This is a genomic window from Cupriavidus sp. 05L310, from assembly GCF_056398185.1.
The window spans coordinates 1-21,590 of the sequence record NZ_JBFTOX010000012.1 but is presented as its reverse complement, the minus strand read 5'-3'; the positions used below and the strand labels follow the sequence as shown (position 1 = coordinate 21,590).

The following is a 21,590-nucleotide window of genomic DNA, read 5'->3' as shown; positions in this document are numbered from 1 at the left end:
CGAACCCCATCATGTCCTGGGGTCGAAGCGCTGCAGCTATCGCACATGCGCTTCCCTGGGTGGGTTTCCTGGGCGCAAGAGCGATGGTGAACCTGGCGCCAAGACAATCTGGATCGGCATGCAGCGAACCATGGACGGCGCACCCGCTATTCAGGCACTGCGGGAAGAACCATGACTTCCGCATAAGGGAATGGACATAAGGTCACTTGCCGAAACTGAGATACTGCAACTGGAAGGAGCCATGAACCTAGACGGCGACGCCATGTCCACCAACATCCCATCCTGGCGCGATCACATAGCGCGTGGGCATCGGCAGCGTCCGGCTTGTGTTGCCATTGAAGTCGGGCAGGTCATTCCTGAGTTGCTCGCGGAGCGTCACCAAGTAGTCCAAGCATGACGCTTGCCGATATAGGGCTGCGCCTTATTCCAAACACACTGGCGCATTTGCTAGCATCTGCCATCGTCTCGCCGGCCCGTTCCGGCCGGCCACCCGTCCCACCTGCAACTGGTTCCAGCAGTCACCTGAATGCCACGCTTTCCGGGCGACATGCCTTTTGAAGTGAAACGCAGCAAAACAAGACCAATTCGGGAGAAGACAGACCATGAACACCAGGACACTGAGCATGCTTGCGGGCGCCGGGCTATGGCTCGCCTCTGGCGCCGTGCTGGCGCAGGGCAGCGGCCTTACGCGTACCCTTGTCGGCAAGGAGGACGTTTCCGTGCCGGGGCGGGAGGCTGTGGTGGCACGGGTGGAGGTGGCGCCCGGCGCCTATGCGGGACGGCATACGCATCCGGGCGACGAGGTCAGCTACATATTGGCAGGCCAGGCCGAACTCCTGATCGACGGGCAACCGCCGCGGGTCGTCAAGGCGGGCGAGTCGTTCGTGGTTCCGGCCGGGGTCGTGCATGACGCGCACAATCCCGGCACCGCGCCGGTCAGCCTGGTCGGCGTGTATGTGGTCGAAAAGGGCAAGCCGCTCGCGACGCCCGCGCCCTGATATCGCTGTCGCTGCATCGGGGCACGTTTGTCGTTTGTCTCCGCCGCGATGCAGCGCACGGTCGATCCCGCGCATCCAGCATGAGGCTCGCCACAATAAAAAAGCCCGCCCCACTTGCGTGGCGCGGGCCAAGTTTCCGTATTCTGGAAACGGGTAGACAAGTCATGAAGAGCGCCCCCGCATCTCCATGACGGAAACCATCTTATCCGGACTGACCGTTGCGGCACTTGACCCATGTCAAACGGACCGCACGTGCCGGAGAACCCCCTCTGCAGGCACGATTTCCGTGGGCGCGGCCATCGACCGGAGATGGCCTACGCCGCATCGTCCAGCTTGACCGCAAAGCCGCGCTGTACCCCTGGCCGGGCAAACAAGGCGTCATACCAGCGCCGGATGTTGGGAAAACGATCGAGCGAAACCTGATGGCGCTCATGCCGCCATGCCCACCCGAGGATCGCGAAATCCGCCACGGATAGCTCGCCCGCGACGAATTCCACTTCCGCCAGCCGCCGGTCAAGCACGCCGTAAAGACGGTTGGTTTCCTCTGAATAGCGCTTGAGCCCATAGTGCCGGTCGGCCTCCGACTCCACAGTGCGGAAGTGATGGACTTGTCCCGGCATGGGCCCGAAGCCGCCCATCTGCCACATCAGCCACTCCAGCACCGGTACCCGTTCGCGCAGGGATGCTGGCAGGAATTTGCCGGTTTTCTCGCCGAGGTAGAGCAGGATCGCGCCGGATTCGAACACGCTGATCGGCTGGCCGCCGGGACCATCGGGATCGACGATGGCCGGAATCCGGTTGTTGGGGCTGATGCGCAGGAAGTCCGCCTGGTGCTGCTCGCCCTTGGTGATGTTCACCGTCTTGACGGTGTACGGCAAGGCCATTTCCTCGAGCGCGACGCTGATCTTGCGTCCGTTCGGCGTGTTCCATGTGTGCAGGATGATGGTCATGGGAATTGGTAGGTGATGAGGGACGGCACCCTGGCTTGCGCCTGGATCAGCTCAGCGGCACGCCAACATGCTGCCGGAAGCCGGCACGCCCGCCGATGCCCTGGTACCAGCGGTCCAGGTCCGGCGTTGCGGGGCGGTCGATCTGGGCGTCGAGGCCGTACCAGCGGCGCGCGTACGCACCCAGCACCAGGTCAGCCAGCGTGAACGTGCCGCACTCGAGAAAATCGCGGCCTTGCAACTGCCGGTCGATCATCCGCCACAGGCCCGCCACGGTGGCGGCGTCGGCATTCAGGCGCGCCACGTCGCGCTCTGCGGCCGACGTTCGCACATAACCCCAGAATACCGGCCTTTCCGCCGGCTGCAAGGTCGAAAGGGACCAGTCCAGCCAGCGGTCCACGCTTGCGCGCACCTTCGGCTCGGCCAGGTACAGCGTGGTGCCCTTCCCGTACTGCATGGCAAGGTAGCGCAGGATCGAATTCGACTCCCACAACACAAAGCCGTCATCGATGAGCGTAGGGACGCGCCCGTTCGGATTCATCGCAAGATACTCGGGCCGGTCGTTGCCGCCGAATTGCATGCCGGCGTCGATGCGCTCGAACGGCAGGCCGAGTTCGTCGCAACACCAAAGCACCTTCTGCACATTGACCGAATTCGCCCTGCCCCAAATCGTCAGCATTCCATGCGTCCCCAGTGAAAACACCTTGTTTGCGGAAGACGTCAACGATACACCAGGCAAGGCCGCGCTGCCGGGACGCCGGGCGATGGCCGCTGGGCTACCCGGTTTGGATATCGGACTCAGTGCGAGAACAGCACGGGAATCGTCATGGTTTCCAGCAACGTCCGGGTCACGCCACCCAGCATCACCTCACGGAACCTGTTGTGCCCATAGGCGCCGGCCACGATGAGATCGGCATCCAGGTCGGCGGCTTCCGACAGCAGCCGCTCGCCCGCGTCGGCCAGGTCGGTCACGGGGAGATTGCATACCGCCGCCGTCACGCCATGCGCCGCCAGCCAGGTCGCGGCGTACTGCGCAGGCGTGTTCCAGGGGTCGTCGGCCTTGCCCGCCACCGTGCAAGTGACAATGGTCACGGCCTCGGCCTGGCGCAGAAATGGCAGCGCATCGTGGATGGCGCGTGCCGCCTCGCGCCCGCCGTCCCAGGCGATCAGCACGCGGCTGCCAACGGTGTTGAACCGGCCCGCCCTGGGAATCGCCAGTACCGGCCGGCCACTGGCAAGCACGATGGATTCGACAAACCCCTCGGCCACGAAGGCCGTCGGATCCGCCGGGTCGGCCTGGCCGACCACCAGCAAGTCCGCCAGGCGCGCTTCGCGCTGGCCGATGGCCAGGGGAAGCCCGTCGAAAGCCTGCCATTGCGCAGTGATCGGCAGCTCTTCCGTCGCGCCCTCGAAGCTGCGCCGCACGATCTCGCCATCCTCCTCGTAACGTGCCTGAAGGGCATCGAGGTAACCGGCGCCGTCGGGCAGCCGGTACACCCACGCGGGTTCGGGTCGATGGCAGGCGAACATGCCGACCAGCGTGGCATTGTGCCTGGCGGCAAGCTGCGCGGCGATTTCGATGCGATGGTATGACCGCCGGCTGGGATCGAGAATCACCATGATGGTGGCGTAGGACATAAGGAGGCTCCCGCCCGTCGGCCGGGCTCGTGATCGGGTCAGAATGCACTGTAGCGCCTGCGCCGCGCAGCGCAAGCGCGGACTGTCCGGTCGTTGCGCCAGGTCAATATGGCCGGGCCGGGGCCATCGGGCAACGCTGTACATGGGAATCCGCGGCAGTGCGAGCCGCGCTTCGATGCCTTCGCGATGCGCGCAACGGATGTTGGCATTCTGTGAACACCCGGCAGGCACGCCTACATGACGGCCATCCGCCCGTCGGCAAGCAATTGCGAGAACCAGCCGCCTGCCAGCGTGGCCAGGTCCTCGATCGCGGCGGGCTCCTCGAATACCCGGCCCTCGCCCGCCACCAGCCGCAGTTGCCGCGGACAGCGAAGGCTGGCGAACGCCAAGTCATTGATCCGGATGCCTTCCGGATCGCCGGCACCCACCACAAGAAGCGTGGGTACGGCCACCTTGCCCAGGGTATCGGCGTCGGCCAGGTCCACTCGCCCCGCGGCGAGCACGAGCGTGCGCAAATCCGCGCCCGCGTCTCCCGCCAGCTTCAACGCGGCGGCGGCGGCGGTGCCGGTGCCAAAGCAGCCGACGGGCAGCGCCGGCAAGCGCAGCCGCGTGCGAACGTAGCCCGGCACCGCTTGCATCACCGCTCGCAGCCGTCCGGCCAGCATGGCAATATCCTGGCGCTTTTCCGCCCGCATGGGCTCCCTGGGCCCGATCAGGTCCACCAGCAGCGTAGCCAGTCCCCTGGCGTTCAGTTTCCTCGCGACATACTGGTTTCGCACAGCGTGGTCGCCGCCCCCGTTGGCATGGACCATCAGCACCAGCCCGACCGGATTGCCGGGGGCGTCGAGCACGCCGTGAAGCCTGGTGCCGTCGCACGCGATGCCAACCGGCAAGCCATCGGCCAGGGCTCTTGCTCCGATGGCCCCGGCGTTGCGCGATTCGATGTCGCGCCACAACAGCGCACGGACCTCCGCGTCGTCCACCAGCGGAAAGCGCTGGTAGGCGTGGTGGATATCGGGATCCGTCCCGGCTGCCCGCAGGCACACGACCTCGTCGGCGCAGGCGCGGACCACCGCCAGGCCTTTTGGTGCGCCGATGGGAACGGCGCAAACCAGCCTGGCCGGCTGCTGCCTGCGCACGGTATGGATCGCCGCCATCATGGTGGCGCCAGTGCAGATACCGTCGTCCACCAGGATCACAACACGGCCACGCGGGTCCAGCCGCGCGCGATGCGACGTGTAGATCGCGCATTGTTGCCGCAGCAGATCGAGCTTTGCCAGCCGCTCCTGCGCAAAATGGACGGGATCGGGCTGTCCCCCCGCCGGGCACTCGACGGCGTAGGTCCAGCCGTTCTCCGTCACGGCGCCAATCGCGGCGACGGCGTTGTCCGGGCCGGCAAGCTTGCTGACCAGCATCACATCGAGATCGCCCTCCAGGGCGTCGGCAAGTCCGCGCCCGACAGCTACTCCGCCCTTCGGAACGGCAAGGATCAGGGGATGCTGGCCACGATAGGCGCGCAGCGCTTCGGCTAGCTGCGCCGCGGCGTCCTCGCGGCTCTCAAAGCGGGCAACTAGCGGACTCACGATCTGCTCCTCTGCTGTGTGCCACGGCAGCGCGGCGCGGCTAGCGCCCAGAATAGACCCCCAGCGGCGATACCACTTGCGCTATGTCAAGGATTGGCAACAGCCGGTCTCAACGTGAAGCGCACCCTACTCACGTGCCCCCCCGGATACCAGAGCGTGTTCCATATCAGGCACTGCCAGTTCACCGGTGGTGCGTCTGGCGCCGGGAACGCTAGATTCGGCCCATTACCAGCAATACGATGACGATCAGCAATACCAGTCCCAACAAGCCGCTGGGCGCGTAACCCCAGCTCCGGCTGTGCGGCCAGGCTGGCATTGCGCCGATCAGAACCAGTATCAGGAGAATTAACAGAATAGTCCCCAGCATTTCGCGTCCTCCTTGACTTCCAGCCGCTGCTTGTCAGGTCACTATATGCGGTAATGAAGCCTGGCAGTTGTCGTGTATCAAGCCGCGCGCGGGCGGGACGGGTGGCGTGCGATAGCAGCGCTGGCCCTGTCTTGCGCGGAGCATCCCGATCAGGACATCGCGTCCATGACGCAAGCCGATGCCCTAAAGGACGGCGCCAGACAGTACACCGACGCCGGCGGTGATGGCCATGGCGAGCGCGCCCCAGAAGGTGACGCGTCCCGCGCCCGAGATTCTGCTGGCACCGCCGACCTGCGCAGCGACGGCGCCTAGCGCGGCGAGAAAGATGAGCGACATTCCCGATACCCATGGCATCAGCCCGCGGCCAGGCGCCAGCCAGGCCACCACCAGCGGAAGGAGCGCGCCGACGGCAAAGCTGGCGGCCGATGCCATGGCAGCCTGGATGGGTTGTGCGCTCAGCGCCTGCGAAATGCCGAGCTCATCGCGTGCATGGGCCGCCAGGCTGTCGTGTGCCATGAGTTGCGCCGCTACCTCCCTGGCAAGACCCGGCTCAAGCCCCCGCTCCACATAAATCGTCGCGAGTTCGTGCTGCTCGGCGGCGGGATCGGCATCCAGCTCTCCACGCTCCCGCCTCAGGTCGGCCTTCTCGGTGTCCGCCTGCGAATGGACCGAGATATATTCCCCCGCGGCCATCGACATGGCTCCGGCCACCAGGCCCGCGATGCCGGTCATCAGGATGTTCGCCTGGCTCGCGCTGGCGGCGGCGACGCCCAGCACCAGGCTGGCGGTGGAGACAATGCCATCATTGGCACCGAGCACCGCGGCGCGCAGCCAGCCTGTGCGATCAACCCGGTGACGTTCACTGTGGCGGGATAAGGACCTCATGGTGCAGCGGCCTCCGATGTGGACTGCAGATGACCTGATGATGCTACCTGCGAGGCCTCCCGGTTGCAACGAAGGCACCCGTTTGCCCGGCCGTGCCTGTGCGTGGATACGCGTTCAGTCGATGGCAAAACGCCGCACCAGCCAGCCCCGCAGCACATAGGTCAGGCAGCAATAGCCAACGAGGATCGGCAACAGCAGCACCCAGAACACGCCGGGCGGCGCCACCAGCCCCAACGGCGCCGCCAGCGGCGAGTATGGCAGCCAGATGCCGGTCAGGCAGATCGCTACGCCGGTGGTGATCAGCGCGGTACTGCCACGGCTTTGTATGAACGGGATCTTGCGGGTGCGAATCACATGGACGATCAGGGTCTGCGACAGCAGCGACTCCAGGAACCAGCCGGTCTGGAACAGGTGCTGCTGCGCAGGCGTACTCGCACCCAGCAGCCAATAAAGCGTGGCAAAGGTGACATAGTCGAACAGCGAACTGATCGGACCGATGCACAGGATGTAGCGGCCGATCTTGCCGATCTCCCAGCGGCGCGGACGGCTGATGGCATCTTCGTCGACGTTGTCCGTCGGCAGCGCGGTCTGCGAGAAATCGTAGAGCAGGTTGTTCGTCAGCACCTGGATCGGCGCCATCGGCAGGAACGGCAGCCAGGCGCTCGCGCCGAGCACGCTGAACATATTGCCGAAATTCGAGCTGGCGCCCATGCGCAGGTACTTGAGCAGGTTGGCAAAGACCTTGCGGCCTTCGATCACGCCGTCGTGCAGCACCAGCAGGCTCTTTTCCAGCAGGATGATGCTGGCCGATTCCTTCGCGATATCGGCGCCACTGTCCACCGAGATGCCCACGTCGGCCGCCTTGAGCGCCGGTCCGTCGTTGATGCCGTCGCCCAGCACGCCCACCACCCGTCCGCGCGCCCGCAGGGCCTTGACGATGGCCGCCTTGTGCGCCGGCGCCAGCTTGGCGAAGAGCTGCGTGCGTTCGGCCAGTTCCCCCAGGGCTTGCGGCGAGAGCCCGTCGAGTTCGTGGCCGAGAACCGCGCGGTCCACGTCGATGCCGACTTCCCGGCAGATCTTGCGCGCGATCACCGGGCTGTCGCCGGTCAGCACCTTGACCTCGATGCCGCTGCCGCGCAGTGCCGCCAGCGCCGGCGCCGCGCTATCCTTGGGCGGGTCGATGAAAGCGATATAGCCGAGCAGGATCAGCCCGGATTCGTCCGCCACCGAGTAGGGCTGCGTATCGGGCGCCGGCGGCAAGGGCTTGTAGGCGATCGCGATCACCCGGAAGCCATCTTCGTTGAGCGCATTGCAGACCGTCATCAGGGCGTGGCGATGCGAATCATCCAGCGCAATGGCCTGCCCCCCAAGTTCGGCGCTGGCGCAGACTGCGTAGACCTCCTCCACCGCGCCCTTGCAGACCAGCAGCCTGCCCTGCGGCCCATCCACCACCACCGACATGCGGCGCCGCTCGAAATCGAACGGCACCTCGTCGATCTTGCGATAGCCGCCCTGTTGCCGCAGCATTTCGCCCACCTCGTCATGGAAGAGCACCGCCTTGTCCAGCAGGTTGTGCAAACCCGACTGGTGGTAGCTGTTCAGGTAGGCGAACTCCAGCACGCGCGCGGTCTCCCGGCCAGCCAGGTCCACATGCTTTTTCAGGATGATGCGGTCCTGCGTCAGCGTGCCGGTCTTGTCGGTGCACAGCACATCCATCGCCCCCAGGTTCTGGATGGCGCTGAGATGTTTCACGATCACCTTGCGGCGCGACATGGCAAGCGCGCCCTTCGCCAGGTTCACGGTCACCAGCATGGGCAACATCTCGGGGGTCAGCCCCACGGCGACGGCCACCGCAAACAGCAACGCCTCCAGCCAGTCGCCCTTGGTCAGTCCGTTGATCAGGAACACCAGCGGCGCAAGGATCACGATCAGGCCGATCATCAACCGGGCGAAGCGCTGCAGGCCTTGCTCGAATACCGTGCCGGACGTCTCCTCCGACAGCGAGCGGGCGATGCCGCCGAACATGGCGCGCGGCCCGGTCAGCACCACCACCACGGTCGCGCTGCCGCTGACCACGGCCGTGCCCATCAGCACGATGTTCTCCAGCGTGCCGGGTTCGTCGCCGCTGGCGCTCTCGCGCGCGAATTTCTCCACAGGCAGCGATTCCCCGGTGAGGGCCGACTGGTTGACAAACAGATCCTTCGACGCCAGCAGCCTGGCATCCGCGGGGACAAGATCGCCCGCCGCCAGGTGGACGATGTCGCCCGGCACCAGCGCGCCGATCGGCAGTTCGCTGATGGCGGGCGATGTCCCCGGCCCGGCCCTGCGCTGCGTGGCGGCGGTGGTATGGACCATGGCGCGCAGCGCTGCCGCCGCGCGTCCGGAGCGGCGCTCCTGCACCGTGGCCACGCCAACGCTGAGCATCACCATCACCGCGATCACAGCCGCGGCGTCGTAATCGCGGATGGCCGCCGATACCGCCGCCAGCGTCAGCAGCAGCACATTGAGCGGATTGAGCAGGCGGCGCAGCAGGTCGATCACCGCCGGACGCGGGCGCTCGTGCGCCACCAGGTTGGGGCCATGGCTTCGCAGCCGCAGTTCGGCCTCGGCATGGGTCAGGCCGTCCGGGCTGGCGTCCAGTTGCTTGAGCAAGGCCGCCAGCGGCGTGTTGGCAGCCCGCAGCAACGCATCCGGCATGCCGCAGGACGCGGGCTCCGGGCCGGCCGGACCGCCGGACGATGCGGGATGCCGGCGGTGCATCCGGCTCACCCTCTCGCCAAGCCACCGGATGGCCCGGACGATCATCACGGCCGCCTTGCCTGCGCTTGCGCGGCACCGGCGTCCCAGCCCCCGCCCAGCGCCAGGAACAATGCCACGGTGTCCTGCAACCGCTGGGTCCTGGCCTGCAGGTAGCCGATATCGGCCTGGTGGTACTGCGCGTTTGCCACCAGCACCTGCAGGTAGCCGGCGGTGCCGGCCTGGAAGTTGGCCTGCAACTCCTGCAGGGCCTCGTAGGCGACGTCCCGTGCCTGGCGCGTGGCGGCGACCAGTTCGCCATCGTGCTCCAGGGCACGCAGCGCATCGGCTACCTGCCCGAAGGCAGCCAGCACAACCTGCCGGTAACCGGCCTGCGCGGCATCCCACTGGGCCACGGCGGCTTGCCGCCGGTAATACAGTCCGCCACCGTGGAACAGCGGAGCCGTGATGCCCGCCCCGAGGCTCCAGACCGCGCTATTGCCACCGAACAGGGAACCGATCTGCAAGCTGTCGCGGCCGTAGCCTGCGCTCAGGGTAATGGCAGGGAACATGGCGGCGGTGGCCACCCCCACTTCGGCACTGGCAGCGTGAAGCTGCGCTTCGGCCAGCAGCACATCCGGACGGCGCCGGACCAGTTCCGCCGGCAGCACCCGCGGAATGTCAGCCGGCAAGCGCAAGGTCTCCAGCGTCACGGCAACGGGCTCGCCCTCGGCCGGGTAACGGCCCGACAGGGTCGCCGCCAGGTGATCCGCCTGCTCCAGCCGCTGCCGCAGCGGCGGCAGCGTCGCCTCCAGCGAGGCAAGCTGCACCGCCAGGCTTAGCTCGCTGACGTGCGCGGCCGTCCCGGCCCGCACTTGCGCGCGCGTGATCTCCACCTGCTCGCGCACCAGTGCCGCCAGCTCGGTGGTGGCCTGGATCTGGGCGGCATAGCCGGCCTGCGCGACCACGGTGTTGACCAGGTTGCCGGTCAGCGCCAGGTAGGTGGCGCCCAGCGTCTGCCGCTGCAGGTCGACCTGCGCGGACAGCGCCTCGACCGCGCGCCGGTTCAGGCCGAACAGGTCGAGCGTGTAGCTGACGGTGGCGGTCAGCGAGAACAGGTTGAAGACGCTGGACGGAACGGACTGGCCAAAGCGGACCGGCGTGGCCGCCTGCCGCGTCGCCCCGGCGGTGGCGTCCAACTGTGGATAGAACACGCCGGCACCGGCGCGCATGGCGGCCTCGCTCTGCCGCAGGTTGGCCTGCGCTACCTGCAGCGTGGGGTTGCCAGCCAGTGCCGCGTCCATGGCGCTGTCCAGCGCGGTGCTGCCGAACATGCGCCACCAGTCCGCTGGCAGCGCGGACGCGTCGGTGAAGCGCTGCGAAACGCCATCGCCAGCCGGCGTCCGCGCCGCGTCTCCCCCACGCGTGAAGCTGGCCGGCACAGCCGGGTCGGGGCGCACGAAATCCGGCCCCACGGCGCAACCGCCCAGCAAGGCAAGGACCGCCGCGATCCAGGGCAGCGCATGGCGCATCACGATGCGCCGCTCACGTAGACATCGACCAGCTGGCCCGGATAGACATTGACGTCGGGCGGCGGGCTGAACTTGAACAGCAAGGGCAGCACGCGCACGTCCACGCGCTCGGTGCGCTGGTCGGAAAGCTGGATCTTGGGCGTGACGTAAGGCTGCATGCGCAAGAACTCGAGCGGGATGCTGGTGTTGGTGCCACGCACGAACATCCTCGCCTGGATGCCCTTGCCCGCCTTGGCGCCGGGCAAGCGCTGCAGCAGGATCTCGTCGACATACACGCGCACCGCCAGCGTGCCCGGCACGCTGCCCATGACGATCACGGGCGTGTAGCCCTGCGTGTAGGTGCCATAAGTGCCCAGCGAGGACACGAAGGCGCCCACCGCCGTATTGACCGACATCACCACGCCGTCCACCGGCGCGCGGATCACGAACTTGCCGAGCAATGCCGCCGAGGCGGCAGCGGCCTTGCGCAAGGCGTCCACCTGCCGTTCCTGGTTACGGATATCGTAGACCCAGGCGCCAGCGCGCGTCAGTTCCAGCTGGCGGCGCGCAACGTCGACGTTGCCGCGCGCCACGCGCACCGCGTTGGCTGCGTTGTCCATGGCGTCCTGGCTGACGGAGCGAGCGTTGAGCGCATACGATCGCTGCAGTTTGTCAAACTGATCCTGAACTGTCCTCAGGCCCGCCGCACTCGCCTCCACCTGCGCGCGCGCCACATCCAGCGTCTCCTTGCGCGGCAGCGCCTTCAGTTGCGCCAGTACGGCCTCGGCGGCCTCCGCCTGCGCCTGTTGCTGCGCCGCCAGCGCGCGCTGGACCGAATCTTCGATCACCAGCAGTTCCTCGCCCCGCCGTACCTCCTGTCCCTCGCGCACGGGGATGCGCACCACCGTGCCCGCGACTTCGGGATAGAGGTTGATGTTGGCGCCGTTCTCCTGGTAGCTCTCGATGATGCCGTTGGCGTAGATGCCAGTCTTGTAGGGATTGGCGGCCGGCTCGAATGCCGGCGGCAGCGGCGGTCTTTGCTGGGCGTAGAAGATGGCGGCCACCACGCCGGTGGCGGCTCCTGCCACGGAGAGGATGAACAACCACCTGATCTTCATCCGGCCACTCCCCGCTCGATGCATTTGAGCTTGCCATCTTCCATGTCGAGGATGCGCGTGGCCATGTCGAAGATGCGGGCGTCGTGGGTGACGATGACGATGCAGCGACGGTCGTTGAGGATATGCGTCTTGACGAAGGCCATGATGGCGTGGCCGGTATCGCCGTCCAGCGAGGCCGTGGGCTCGTCAAGGATCAGGATATCCGGCTGGCTGACGATGGCCCGCGCGATGGCCACGCGCTGCTGCTCGCCGCCGCTGAGCTTGATCGGCGGCAGCTGGGCGCGGTTGGCCAGGCCTACGATTTCCAGGTAACGCTTGGCCTCGTTCAACGCATCGTTCCAGTCGCGGCCCTTGAGGATCAGCGGGATCGCCACGTTCTCCAGCGTGGTCAGGCGCGGAAACAGGTGGAAGTCCTGGAACACGAAGCCGATCCTGGCGAGCCGGAATGCGGCCAGCGCATCGTTATCGAGCGTCCAGATGCTGGTGCCGTCGATCATCACCTCGCCGCCGTCCGGGCGCAGGATGCCGGAGATGACGCTCAGCAGCGTGGTCTTGCCGCTGCCAGACGGGCCCACGATAAACAGGATCTCGCCGAAGTACGCCTCGAAGCTGACCTGCCGCAGCGCATTGGTCCGGGCCTCGCCTTCGCCGAACCATTTGTCCAGCGCCTTCGCGGCAATGGCAACGCGCGGCATGCTCACCCCCGGAAAATATCGAAGGGCTCGATGCGCAGCACCTTGCGCACGCCGATATAACCCGACACCCCGGCGATCACGATCACCATGACCAGCGCCAGGCCCAGGTTGTGGAAGGTGATCATGGCGGCGTAGTTGGGAAGGCGCAGCCGCGCCAGGCTGATCAGGATGGCGCACAGGCCAATGCCCAGGCCGTATCCCGTCAGCGCCGTGAAGGTTGCCTGGAACACGATCATCGCCACCAGTTCGTGCCCCTTGGCGCCGATCGCCTTGAGCGCGCCGAACTTTTCCAGGTTTTCCAGGATAAAGGTGTAGAAAGTCTGCCCCGAGATCGACAGCCCGACGATAAAGCTGATCACGGTCATCAGCAGGATATTGGTGCCGAGCCCGGTCTGGTACTTGTAGAAGTCGGAGATGCGCTGGATGAACTGGTCCTTGGTCAGCGCGCGGTAGCCCAGCTTCTGCACCTCTCGCTGAATCCGCGTCACATCGGCCGCGGACTTCGGTTCGACCAGGATGTAGGAGATCGTATAGCGCGCGGTCGGCAGATACTGGATGGCGCGCTGGTAGGTCGTATAGAGCGTCGGCACGCCGAACAGCCCGCTGGTGGAGACCTGCGCAATGCCGACCACCACGCCGCGATGGTCGTTGATCTCGAAATCCGTGCCGACCACGGGGTTTTCCAGCTTGCGGAATTCGGCATCCTTGACGACCAGGAAAGCATTCTCGGCATAGATGTCCTCTACCCTGCCCTGGAGCACATCCGGCCGCCCGAACAGGCTGGCATCGTCGATGCCGACCACCGTCACGGGCTGGTAGGTGCCGCTCTTCAGACGCACCAGCGCGCCGCCCGAGTAAAGCGGCACCGCGAATTTGACGCCCTCGATGCTGCGCACGGCATTGAGCATGTAGTCCGGCATGCCGATGGTATTGGCCACGGTATTGACCGCCGGGTCCATGACCCAGATGCTCGCGCCGATGTTGTACACGGTCGACGACGAGCGGTTGAGCACGCCGGCGAACAGCGACGTCATCTCGATCATCAGGAACACCGCGAACGTGATCCCGACCAGCAGGCCGGTGAACTTGGCCCGGTCGTTGACCAGCAGCTTGTAGGCGAGCTTGAGAATGCCGGGCACCATACTTTTTCTTTCTTGTCAGCGTGCCGCATTGGCCGCATTGGCCGCGCCACCTACAGCTACCTACCGCCAGCGACCACCATCGCCCACTCCGGGCGGGATCCGGGAGGGCATCTGGGGTAGGGGGCGAGCCGCGCAGCAAACCTCGCGTTCCCGCCGTTCAGGTGTGCAGCGGCGACTGCACGCTGCCTGAGCGCTCGCGCTCACGCTCGTTGTGCAGCACGCTGGCGAGCATGTTCCATTGGGAGCCGAGGGCGTCCACCAGATCATCCAGGGACAGCACGCCAACCACCGTCTCGGCATCCGTTACCGCGAGCCGGCGCACGCCGTGCGCCAGCATCGCTTGCAGCGCGTCGTCCATGCCGGCATCCTTGCCGATCGCAACCACGCCGCGCGTCATCACGTCGGCCACGGTCGCCTGCCCGGGCGCGATGCCCGCGGCGGTGCTCTCCAGCACGATGTCCCGGTCCGTCACGATGCCGATCGCGCGCTGGCCCCCGCCGAAGGGCTCGGTGACCACCAGCGCGCCGACGTGGCGGTCGCGCATCTGCACGGCGGCGTCGCGCAGCGTGCACGTATGCGGGATATGAACGGCGGACAGCGAGCAAATCTCTTCGATCCTCATCATGATTCTCCTGGCGTGGCGTGGCGTAGCCGGCCTACACGCGCCCATCAAGCTTCGCGTGCGGTACATCGGCGATGCACAGTGGCTTGCAAGGCGCGCCGGACCTGAACTCAGTCTAGCGCCGGGCGCGCGGCCGCCATTGATGCAAATCAACCCGCTTGCCGGCTTTTGCCGCGCCTGGAAGGCGGGATCGCTCCCCGCCACGGCGCCAGGCATTGATAAGGATCAACCGGCGCGCGGGCCCGCTGCCTATAGTGGGAAGTGCCTTTGCGCTATCCGCCATTGCGGATACGTCACGCTTCATGCCCCCCGTATCCACTTCGACCGAACCAGCCAGGAGAATGCCGTGAACGACCTCAGATCCGCCCTGTCCGCGCACCGTGCCACGCTACAGCACGACATCAACGTCTTGCTGGCCGATGTGCAGGCATTGCTACGCGACACCGCCGCCCTGACCGGCGAGCAAGCCGGCCAGGCCCGTGAGCAGTTCAAGGCACAGCTGGAGGCGCTTCAGCTACGCCTGCGGGATCTGCAGGCGCAAGGCCGCGACCAGGTCCGCGACTGGGCCGACGCCGGCGAGGAGTACGTGCATGCGCACCCATGGCGCACCCTTGGCGCCACCGCGGCCGTTGCCGCCGCCTGCGGGGCGCTGTTCGCCCTGGCGCTCGCCCGCCGGAACTGAGCACGGATCGCCGGGGCTGATCGCAGCATGGCGCTTTTGGAGCCCCGCCATCACCGCTGGCTCGATATCGGGCTCCTCTCGCTCTCCGCAGTCACGCTGAGCGCGGGTTCGCTGCTGTACTGGTTCGAATCGGTCGCGCACGCGCGCGCCGTGTGGCTGACAGGCGTCGTGCCGGTGCTGATCTCGCTGGCAGCCAGCACCATCCTGGCGGCATGGCGCCGCCAGGCCGGCGTGGACATCCTTGCGCTGCTGGCGATCGGCTTCGCATGGTGGCTCGGCGAGCACTTTGCCGCGGCTGTGATCAGCCTGATGCTGGCCAGCGGGCGCGCGCTGGAGAGCTACGCGGAAACGCGCGCCGCAAGCGAGATGAGCGCGCTGCTGCGCCACGCCCCGCGCGAGGCCAGCCGTTACGAAAACGGGGAATGGCGGCCGGTGCCGCTGGACCTCGTGCGTCCGGGCGACCGCTTGCTGGTACGCGCCGGCGAAGTGGCGCCTGCCGACGGGACGCTGATCCAGTCCGCCGACCTGGACGAATCCACCCTCACCGGCGAGGCCATGCCGCAGCGCCGCGCGCCGGGCGAGCCCCTGCGCAGCGGCGTGGTCAACGCCGGCGCGCCGTTCGAGATGCTCGCGGGCGCCACGGCGGCGCAAAGCACCTATTCGGGCATCGTCCGCCTTGTCATGGAGGCCCGGCAAAGCCGCAGCCCGTCGACGCGCATGGCCGACCGCTATGCCCTGCTGCTGGTGCCGCTGGCGCTGGCCGTGGCGGGCGCCGCCTGGTTCTTGACCGGCGATGCGCGCCGGGCCCTCGCGGTGCTGGTGGTGGCGACGCCCTGCCCGCTGATCCTGGCAGTGCCGGTGGCCATCGTCTGCGGCATGTCGCGCAGCGCCAGCCGCGGCATCCTGGTCAAGAGCGGCGCCGCGCTCGAAAGGCTGGCGCAGTGCCGCGTATTGTTCTTCGACAAGACGGGCACGCTGACCGCCGGCCAGGCCCGCGTCTCGGCCATTGAGGCAGCGCCGGGAGACGCGCCCGATGAAGTACTTCGCCTGGCTGCCTCGCTGGCACAGGCATCGGTGCATGTGAGTTCGCGCGCACTGGTCGCCGCAGCCCGCGAACGCGGGCTGGCACTGGCGCTGCCGGCCAAGGTCGGCGAGGAACCCGGCGCCGGACTGAGCGGCATCGTCGACGGCCACGCCGTCACCCTGGGCTCGCTGGCACATGTGGCCAGGGCAACCGTGCCCAAGCCGTGGAGCACGGCCTTGCTGCGGCGCCTGAGCCATGAAGGTGCGTCGGCCGTCTTCCTTGGCGTCGATGGCGCCATGCGCGGCGCGCTGCAACTCGCGGACCAGATCCGGCTCGACACGCCCCGCGCGCTCAGGCTGCTCAGGCAGGCCGGCATCCGGCGCATGGTGATGCTGACCGGCGATCGCGACGACGTTGCGCAGATGACCGGCGCGATGCTGGGCGTGACGGAAGTGCGCGCCCAGCAAACGCCGGCGCAAAAGCTCGAGGCGATCCGCGAGGCGCAGCGCCACGACACGGTCATCATGATCGGCGACGGCGTCAACGACGCCCCCGCGCTGGCTGCCGCCGACGTCGGCGTGGCAATGGGCGCCGCGGGCGCCGCCGCGTCGGCGCAGGCGGCTGACATCGTCCTGCTGGTCGACCGCCTGGACCGCCTGGCTGAAGCCATCCAGATCGCCAGGCGCGCGCGCCGTATCGCCGTGCAGAGCGTAGTGGCAGGCATGGCGCTTTCCCTGGCGGCCATGATCGCAGCCGCCTTCGGCTACCTGCCGCCGCTTGCGGGGGCGCTGCTGCAGGAGGCGATCGACGTCGCCGTGATTCTGAACGCACTGCGGGCCCGCAAGGCGGGACCGGACTGGCTGCCCGCGCAGCTCTCCCGGGCCGAAACCGCGAAACTGAAGACCGAGCACGCCGAACTGGGGCAGGTGCTCGACCAGGTGAGATCGATGGCGGATCGCGTTGCCAGCCTCCCCGGTGGCGTCGCCGCCCTGGAACTCGCGCATCTCAACCAGGCACTGCGCCAGCAATTGCTCGCGCATGAGCGGCATGACGACGCCGACCTCTATCCGGAACTGGCGCAACGGCTTGGCGGCAGGGACCCGCTGGCCGCGCTGAGCGGCGGGCACCGCGAGATCTTCCGCCTGGTGGGCCTGCTGGAACGCATCGCCGCCGACCAGCCCGCGGACGGGATCGACCTGGAAAGCGCGCAGGAAGTCCGGCGCCTGTTGTATGAGCTGAATGCGATCCTGCGCCTGCATTTCGCGCAGGAGGACGAGTTGTATCACGCGCTGGGCGACGCCTGACGGACTGCCCGCCGGCGCGCCCAGCCTTGCGCGTCATTGCGCTGGATCAAGCGGCAAGCCGCGCCACCGGCAATACTGGAGACACCGGCCCGCGCTTGACATAGGCGGGCAGACTCAGACACGGACCGACTCCATCATGGCTGGCAAACTTATCCCCGGCTCGCTCGCGGCAGCGGCGCTGGCTGGGCTCATCGGTACCGCACTGCCCGTGCATGCGGCGCAGCCGAATCCTGAAGCCCTGCCCCAGGTACTGCAGATCAATGGGATCGCCTATGTGTCCGGCGGTGTCGGCGAGGACGAGGCAAAGGCCATGCGCGCGGTGGCCGGCCGCTTCAATGTGCGGCTTGGCTTCTACAACGCGAAGGGCGGCGAGGCATTGTCCGACGTCACGGTATCGCTCGTGGATGGCGACGGCAAGCGGCTCCTGCGGGTCGTTTCCAGCGGCCCCCTGCTTTATATGCAGGTACCGGCGGGTGCCTATACCGTGCGTGCCCAATATCAGGCCGACAGCCAGGCGCGCCGGTTCACGGCCGGACGGAATGCGGTCAGCTACACCTTCCGCCTGCGCATCAATGAAATGGAAGATGACTGGGTCTATTGCGAGTCGCGGTGTCCGCGGCCCAGCCTGCGATGAGACCGGCAGCATCGCGGTGTGCGCTCCTTGCGTCGATTGCGCGCGGCGGTTGCCGCAGATCAAAGCCGGCGCCAGCCATCTGGCTATATTGGAATCGTGCACTCGCCGGATCGCGCAGCCGCCTCGGCGAATCACATCTACCCTGCCGGGCTATCGAAAGGAGTTCACCGTGCAAGCCAATATCGGAACCGTTGACCGGACCCTCAGGATTGTCGCCGGCCTGGCCTTGATCGGCCTTGCCGTCACCGGCACGATCGGCGCGTGGGGATGGATCGGCGTGATTCCCGTCCTGACCGGACTCGTTCGCATCTGCCCGCTCTACAGCATGCTCGGCGTCAGGACCTGTCCGTCCGCGTGCGGAAAGCCCAACTGACGTGGCCACCAATCCCAATACGGAGACTCACATGACAGACCAGACCGACGCCCCCTTCGCGTTCTTCAGCGCCAATTGCGAAGCAGGCCTGCGCGCGCTGACATTGATGCAAGAGAGCCGCGAGCGTTTCCTTGAGATCCAGCTCGACGCCATCCGCCGGGACATCGAGACCACGCGCGAAGTCGGCGAGCAGCTTGCCAATGCCAGCAACTTCGCCGCCTTCGCCACGCTGCCCGTCACCATCCTGCGTAATGAAGCCGAACACTGCGCGCAGCTGATGCAGGCGTGGATGCGTCTCGCCATCCACAACCAGACCGCCATGGTGGAACAGATGCGCGAAGCCGGCGAATCCTGGCAGCGCTGCCAGGCGACAGGCTTGCAGCAGGCGGGGAATACCGCCTCGATGATGGCGCCGGTGCAGGCTTTGTTCGAGAAATTCAGCCAGGCCGCGGCGTTGAAACCCGCGTTGAACGGCACAGGCGCGGAGCCGGCAGACGGCGCCCTGGCCGCGACGCGCAAGAATGTCATCCATGCCAGCTGACCGCCCCGCCGGCATGCCCGCCAGTCCGCCTTCAGGCCGGATCGCACTGGTGACGGGCGGCCTGGGCGGACTGGGTGAAGCCATCGCGATGCGCCTGCACGACGCCGGCCATCGCGTGGCCGTCACCCATTCGATGGGCAATGACCATGTCGAAGCCTGGCTAACGCGCCAGCGGGCAGCGGGACGCGAGTTCAGCGCCTTTGCCACCGACGTGGCCGATTTCGAAGCATGCCAGTACTGCGCCGCGCAGGTCCTTGCCGAAATGGGCCAGGTCGATATTCTGGTCAACAACGCGGGCGTCACCCGCGACATGACCTTCAGGCGCATGACCAAAGCCGACTGGGACATCGTACTCAGGACGGACCTGGACTCCATCTTCAACATGACCAAGCCCTTGTGCGACGGCATGGTCAGCCGCGGCTGGGGCCGCATCATCAACATCGCCTCGGTGAATGGCTCCAAGGGCGCCTTCGGCCAGACCAACTATTGCGCCGCCAAGGCCGGGATACACGGGTTCACCAAGGCGCTGGCGCTGGAAGTGGCAGCCGGCGGCGTGACCGTCAACACAGTCTCGCCCGGCTACCTGGCCACGCACATGGTCACCGACATGCCTGCCGACATCCTCCAGGCCAGGATCCTGCCGCAGATCCCGGTTGGCAGACTCGGGCGGCCGGAAGAAGTCGCCGCGCTGATTACCTACCTGTGCTCCGATGACGCGGCGTTTGTCACCGGCGCCAATATCGCCATCAATGGCGGACAGCACATGCAATGAACGCACCCGCTCCGACCAGTGAAATCGCCGCAGCGCCCGAGGCGGAATGCGGCTGCGGCCCCATGGAAGCCGAACGGCACCAGCTCGACGAGCAGGTACGCTCCACCCTGGCCAGCGCCACGCAAGGCATGTCGCTGGCCTCGTTCTGGCTGGCCGGGCTGGACTGGGCATTGCACCTGGCGATCTCCCCCGGCAAGGTCGACGCCGCCGTGGGAGAGTGGATGAGCGCAACGATTGCCACTGCCGCCGGCATGTGGCCGGGGCCGTCGAGCGCGCAGCCAACGCCCGGCATGCCGGCGCGGCCGTCCGACCTGCGCTTCGCCGACCCTGCCTGGTCGCAGTGGCCCTACCATTTCTGGCGCGACGTCTTTCACAACAACGAAGCGCTATGGGAGTCGCTGACGCACGGGCTGCGTGGCGTGTCTCCCCACCATGAGCGGATCGTATCGTTCTGCGCGCGGCAGATGATCGATATCTGCTCACCCGGCAATGCCTGGTGGCTCAACCCCGTGGTGCTGCAGGCCACGGCCGCCAGCGGCGGCACCAACCTCCTGCACGGCGCCCGGCACTGGCTGCACGATATGCAGGACGTGGTGGCCGACCTGTCGCGCGATCCCAGCCTGCGCCGCCCGCCCACCTTCAAGGTCGGGCGGGACGTCGCGGTCACACCCGGCAAGGTGGTGTACCGCAATGCGCTGATGGAACTGATCCAGTACTCGCCGGCCGGTGCCGAGGTATGGCGGGAGCCGGTGCTGATCGTACCGTCCTGGATCATGAAGTACTACATCCTGGATCTCCAGCCGCGGGATTCGCTGGTGCGCTACCTGGTCGGGCAAGGCCACACGGTCTTCATGATCTCGTGGAAGAACCCGGATGCCGAAGCGGCCGGCATGGGCCTCGACGACTACCTGCAACTGGGGATACGGGCCGCCTTGCGCGTGGTCGGCGAACGCTGCCCCGACGCGCGCATCCACGCCGCCGGCTATTGCCTGGGCGGCACCCTGCTGGCCGTCTGCGCCGCGGCGCTGAGCCGCGACGACAATGGCGCGCCGCTGCAAACCCTGACCTTGCTCGCCAGCGAGACGGACTTCACCGAGCCGGGAGAACTCGGCCTGTTCATCGACAGCAGCGCCTTGTCCACGCTGGACGCGATGATGCACCAGCAGGGCTACCTGGATGGCCCGCAGATGGCCGCCGCCTTCCAGATGCTGCACTCACGCGACCTGGTCTGGTCCCGCATGATGAGCGAGTACCTGCTCGGCAAGCGGCTGCGCCCGAGCGACCTGGTGTCGTGGAACCGCGATCTCACCCGATTGCCGTACCGCATGCATTCGGAATGCCTGCACAAACTGTTCCTCTCCAACGAACTCGCCACCGGGCGCTACTGCGTGGACGGGCGGCCCGTTGCCTTGTCCGACCTGCGGTTTCCGGTGTTTGCGGTGGGCACCGAGCATGACCACGTGTCGCCGTGGCGCTCGGTCTACAAGCTGCATCTGCTCACCCCTGCCCCGCTGACCTTCCTGCTTACATCTGGGGGGCACAATGCCGGCATTGTTTCCGAACCTTCGCACCCTGGCCGGCGATATCGGGTGGAAACCCGTGACGCCAATGCGCCTTATGGGAGTCCGGAGCGGTTTCTTGCCAGGGCTGAGCGGCATGAAGGGTCGTGGTGGCCATGCTGGCAAGCGTGGCTGGCGGCGCGTTCGACCGGGCGGGTTGGTGCGCGGGATGTGGGGTCTGGTGCGCTTGCGGATGCGCCTGGGGGTTATGTGTTGGAGCGGTAGTGGGTGGATTTGATGGGGGAATCGGCGGGGGGGTGAGTGCTCGTGCATAACTTCAACTTCAACTTCAACTTCAACTTCAAAGGCCTAAAGTCAAAGGCGGTTTCACCCCCCTGCGGGGGGCGACCTACTTTCTTGTCTTGCCAAGAAAGTAGGCAAAGAAGGCGCGCCGGATGGGGCGACACCCCCTCGGGATCCGGCGAAAAGAGCGGCCGGGACCCAAACTCGCATCGCCTT

At 66.9% G+C, this 21,590-nt stretch carries 20 protein-coding genes and 1 pseudogene; 9 read left to right on the top strand and 12 right to left on the bottom strand.

Features of this window, described 5'->3' with window-relative positions:
- Window positions 1–40: 40 nt before the first annotated feature.
- Window positions 41–175: pseudogene (locus tag AC1DS6_RS10895) on the top strand (IS4 family transposase); the annotation flags it as partial.
- Between the two features lie 427 nt (window positions 176–602).
- Complete coding sequence (locus tag AC1DS6_RS10890; protein WP_428180459.1) at window positions 603–998, top strand: cupin domain-containing protein; 396 nt, start codon at window positions 603–605, stop codon at window positions 996–998.
- 314 nt (window positions 999–1,312) lie between these two features.
- On the opposite strand, the gene AC1DS6_RS10885 is transcribed toward AC1DS6_RS10890, so the two are convergent.
- The 12 genes from AC1DS6_RS10885 to AC1DS6_RS10830 all read right to left on the bottom strand — a co-directional run bounded on the left by AC1DS6_RS10885 (window position 1,313) and on the right by AC1DS6_RS10830 (window position 14,245).
- Window positions 1,313–1,948: a glutathione S-transferase family protein gene (locus tag AC1DS6_RS10885; protein ID WP_441633781.1), complete on the bottom strand. Its 636-nt coding sequence runs from the start codon at window positions 1,946–1,948 to the stop codon at window positions 1,313–1,315.
- A gap of 46 nt (window positions 1,949–1,994) precedes the next feature.
- Window positions 1,995–2,624 (bottom strand): glutathione S-transferase family protein, encoded by a 630-nt coding sequence (locus AC1DS6_RS10880; protein WP_477102487.1) that lies wholly within the window; start codon window positions 2,622–2,624, stop codon window positions 1,995–1,997.
- Between the two features lie 119 nt (window positions 2,625–2,743).
- Window positions 2,744–3,583 (bottom strand): universal stress protein, encoded by an 840-nt coding sequence (locus AC1DS6_RS10875; RefSeq protein ID WP_441633784.1) that lies wholly within the window; start codon window positions 3,581–3,583, stop codon window positions 2,744–2,746.
- A gap of 233 nt (window positions 3,584–3,816) precedes the next feature.
- A complete protein-coding gene (locus AC1DS6_RS10870) occupies window positions 3,817–5,166 on the bottom strand; it encodes a phosphoribosyltransferase family protein (protein ID WP_477102486.1) in 1,350 nt (449 codons plus the stop codon).
- A 211-nt stretch (window positions 5,167–5,377) separates the two neighbouring features.
- A complete protein-coding gene (locus AC1DS6_RS10865; protein WP_441633787.1) occupies window positions 5,378–5,533 on the bottom strand; it encodes a DUF3309 family protein in 156 nt (51 codons plus the stop codon).
- 183 nt (window positions 5,534–5,716) lie between these two features.
- The gene (locus tag AC1DS6_RS10860; protein ID WP_441633789.1) at window positions 5,717–6,418 is read right to left on the bottom strand and encodes a VIT1/CCC1 transporter family protein; all 702 of its coding nucleotides are present in this window, start codon (window positions 6,416–6,418) and stop codon (window positions 5,717–5,719) included.
- Between the two features lie 114 nt (window positions 6,419–6,532).
- Window positions 6,533–9,115 carry a magnesium-translocating P-type ATPase gene (mgtA, locus tag AC1DS6_RS10855; RefSeq protein WP_477102524.1) on the bottom strand — a complete coding sequence of 861 codons (2,583 nt, stop codon included), beginning with the start codon at window positions 9,113–9,115 and terminating at the stop codon, window positions 6,533–6,535.
- 107 nt (window positions 9,116–9,222) lie between these two features.
- On the bottom strand, window positions 9,223–10,686 hold the full coding sequence (locus AC1DS6_RS10850) for an efflux transporter outer membrane subunit (RefSeq protein WP_441633791.1): 1,464 nt from the start codon (window positions 10,684–10,686) through the stop codon (window positions 9,223–9,225).
- Window positions 10,686–11,783, bottom strand: coding sequence for an HlyD family secretion protein (locus AC1DS6_RS10845; protein WP_441633793.1), 1,098 nt, complete (start codon window positions 11,781–11,783; stop codon window positions 10,686–10,688). Before AC1DS6_RS10845 ends, AC1DS6_RS10850 begins: the two co-directional genes overlap by 1 nt.
- Entirely contained in the window at window positions 11,780–12,478 is a 699-nt protein-coding gene (locus tag AC1DS6_RS10840) for an ABC transporter ATP-binding protein (RefSeq protein WP_477102485.1), read from the bottom strand. The genes AC1DS6_RS10845 and AC1DS6_RS10840 overlap by 4 nt, the downstream gene beginning before the upstream one ends.
- 2 nt (window positions 12,479–12,480) lie before the next feature.
- Complete coding sequence (locus AC1DS6_RS10835; RefSeq protein ID WP_441633811.1) at window positions 12,481–13,617, bottom strand: ABC transporter permease; 1,137 nt, start codon at window positions 13,615–13,617, stop codon at window positions 12,481–12,483.
- A gap of 160 nt (window positions 13,618–13,777) precedes the next feature.
- Window positions 13,778–14,245, bottom strand: coding sequence for a CBS domain-containing protein (locus AC1DS6_RS10830; protein WP_441633797.1), 468 nt, complete (start codon window positions 14,243–14,245; stop codon window positions 13,778–13,780).
- Window positions 14,246–14,588: 343 nt separating this feature from the next.
- Here AC1DS6_RS10830 and AC1DS6_RS10825 point away from each other — a divergent pair, with 343 nt between their 5' ends.
- The 7 genes from AC1DS6_RS10825 (at window position 14,589) to AC1DS6_RS10795 (ending at window position 21,356) form a co-directional block, all read left to right on the top strand.
- Window positions 14,589–14,924: an ElaB/YgaM/YqjD family protein gene (locus tag AC1DS6_RS10825; RefSeq protein WP_045241564.1), complete on the top strand. Its 336-nt coding sequence runs from the start codon at window positions 14,589–14,591 to the stop codon at window positions 14,922–14,924.
- Window positions 14,925–14,951: 27 nt separating this feature from the next.
- Window positions 14,952–17,252, top strand: coding sequence for a heavy metal translocating P-type ATPase (locus AC1DS6_RS10820; RefSeq protein WP_477102484.1), 2,301 nt, complete (start codon window positions 14,952–14,954; stop codon window positions 17,250–17,252).
- 136 nt (window positions 17,253–17,388) lie between these two features.
- Window positions 17,389–17,886, top strand: coding sequence for a hypothetical protein (locus AC1DS6_RS10815; RefSeq protein ID WP_441633801.1), 498 nt, complete (start codon window positions 17,389–17,391; stop codon window positions 17,884–17,886).
- A 169-nt stretch (window positions 17,887–18,055) separates the two neighbouring features.
- A complete protein-coding gene (locus tag AC1DS6_RS10810) occupies window positions 18,056–18,259 on the top strand; it encodes a YgaP family membrane protein (protein WP_441633803.1) in 204 nt (67 codons plus the stop codon).
- A gap of 31 nt (window positions 18,260–18,290) precedes the next feature.
- Complete coding sequence (locus AC1DS6_RS10805; protein ID WP_477102483.1) at window positions 18,291–18,800, top strand: hypothetical protein; 510 nt, start codon at window positions 18,291–18,293, stop codon at window positions 18,798–18,800.
- On the top strand, window positions 18,790–19,572 hold the full coding sequence (gene phbB / locus AC1DS6_RS10800) for an acetoacetyl-CoA reductase (RefSeq protein ID WP_477102482.1): 783 nt from the start codon (window positions 18,790–18,792) through the stop codon (window positions 19,570–19,572). Before AC1DS6_RS10805 ends, phbB begins: the two co-directional genes overlap by 11 nt.
- The gene (locus tag AC1DS6_RS10795) at window positions 19,569–21,356 is read left to right on the top strand and encodes a PHA/PHB synthase family protein (RefSeq protein WP_441633807.1); all 1,788 of its coding nucleotides are present in this window, start codon (window positions 19,569–19,571) and stop codon (window positions 21,354–21,356) included. Before phbB ends, AC1DS6_RS10795 begins: the two co-directional genes overlap by 4 nt.
- Window positions 21,357–21,590 lie beyond the last annotated feature (234 nt).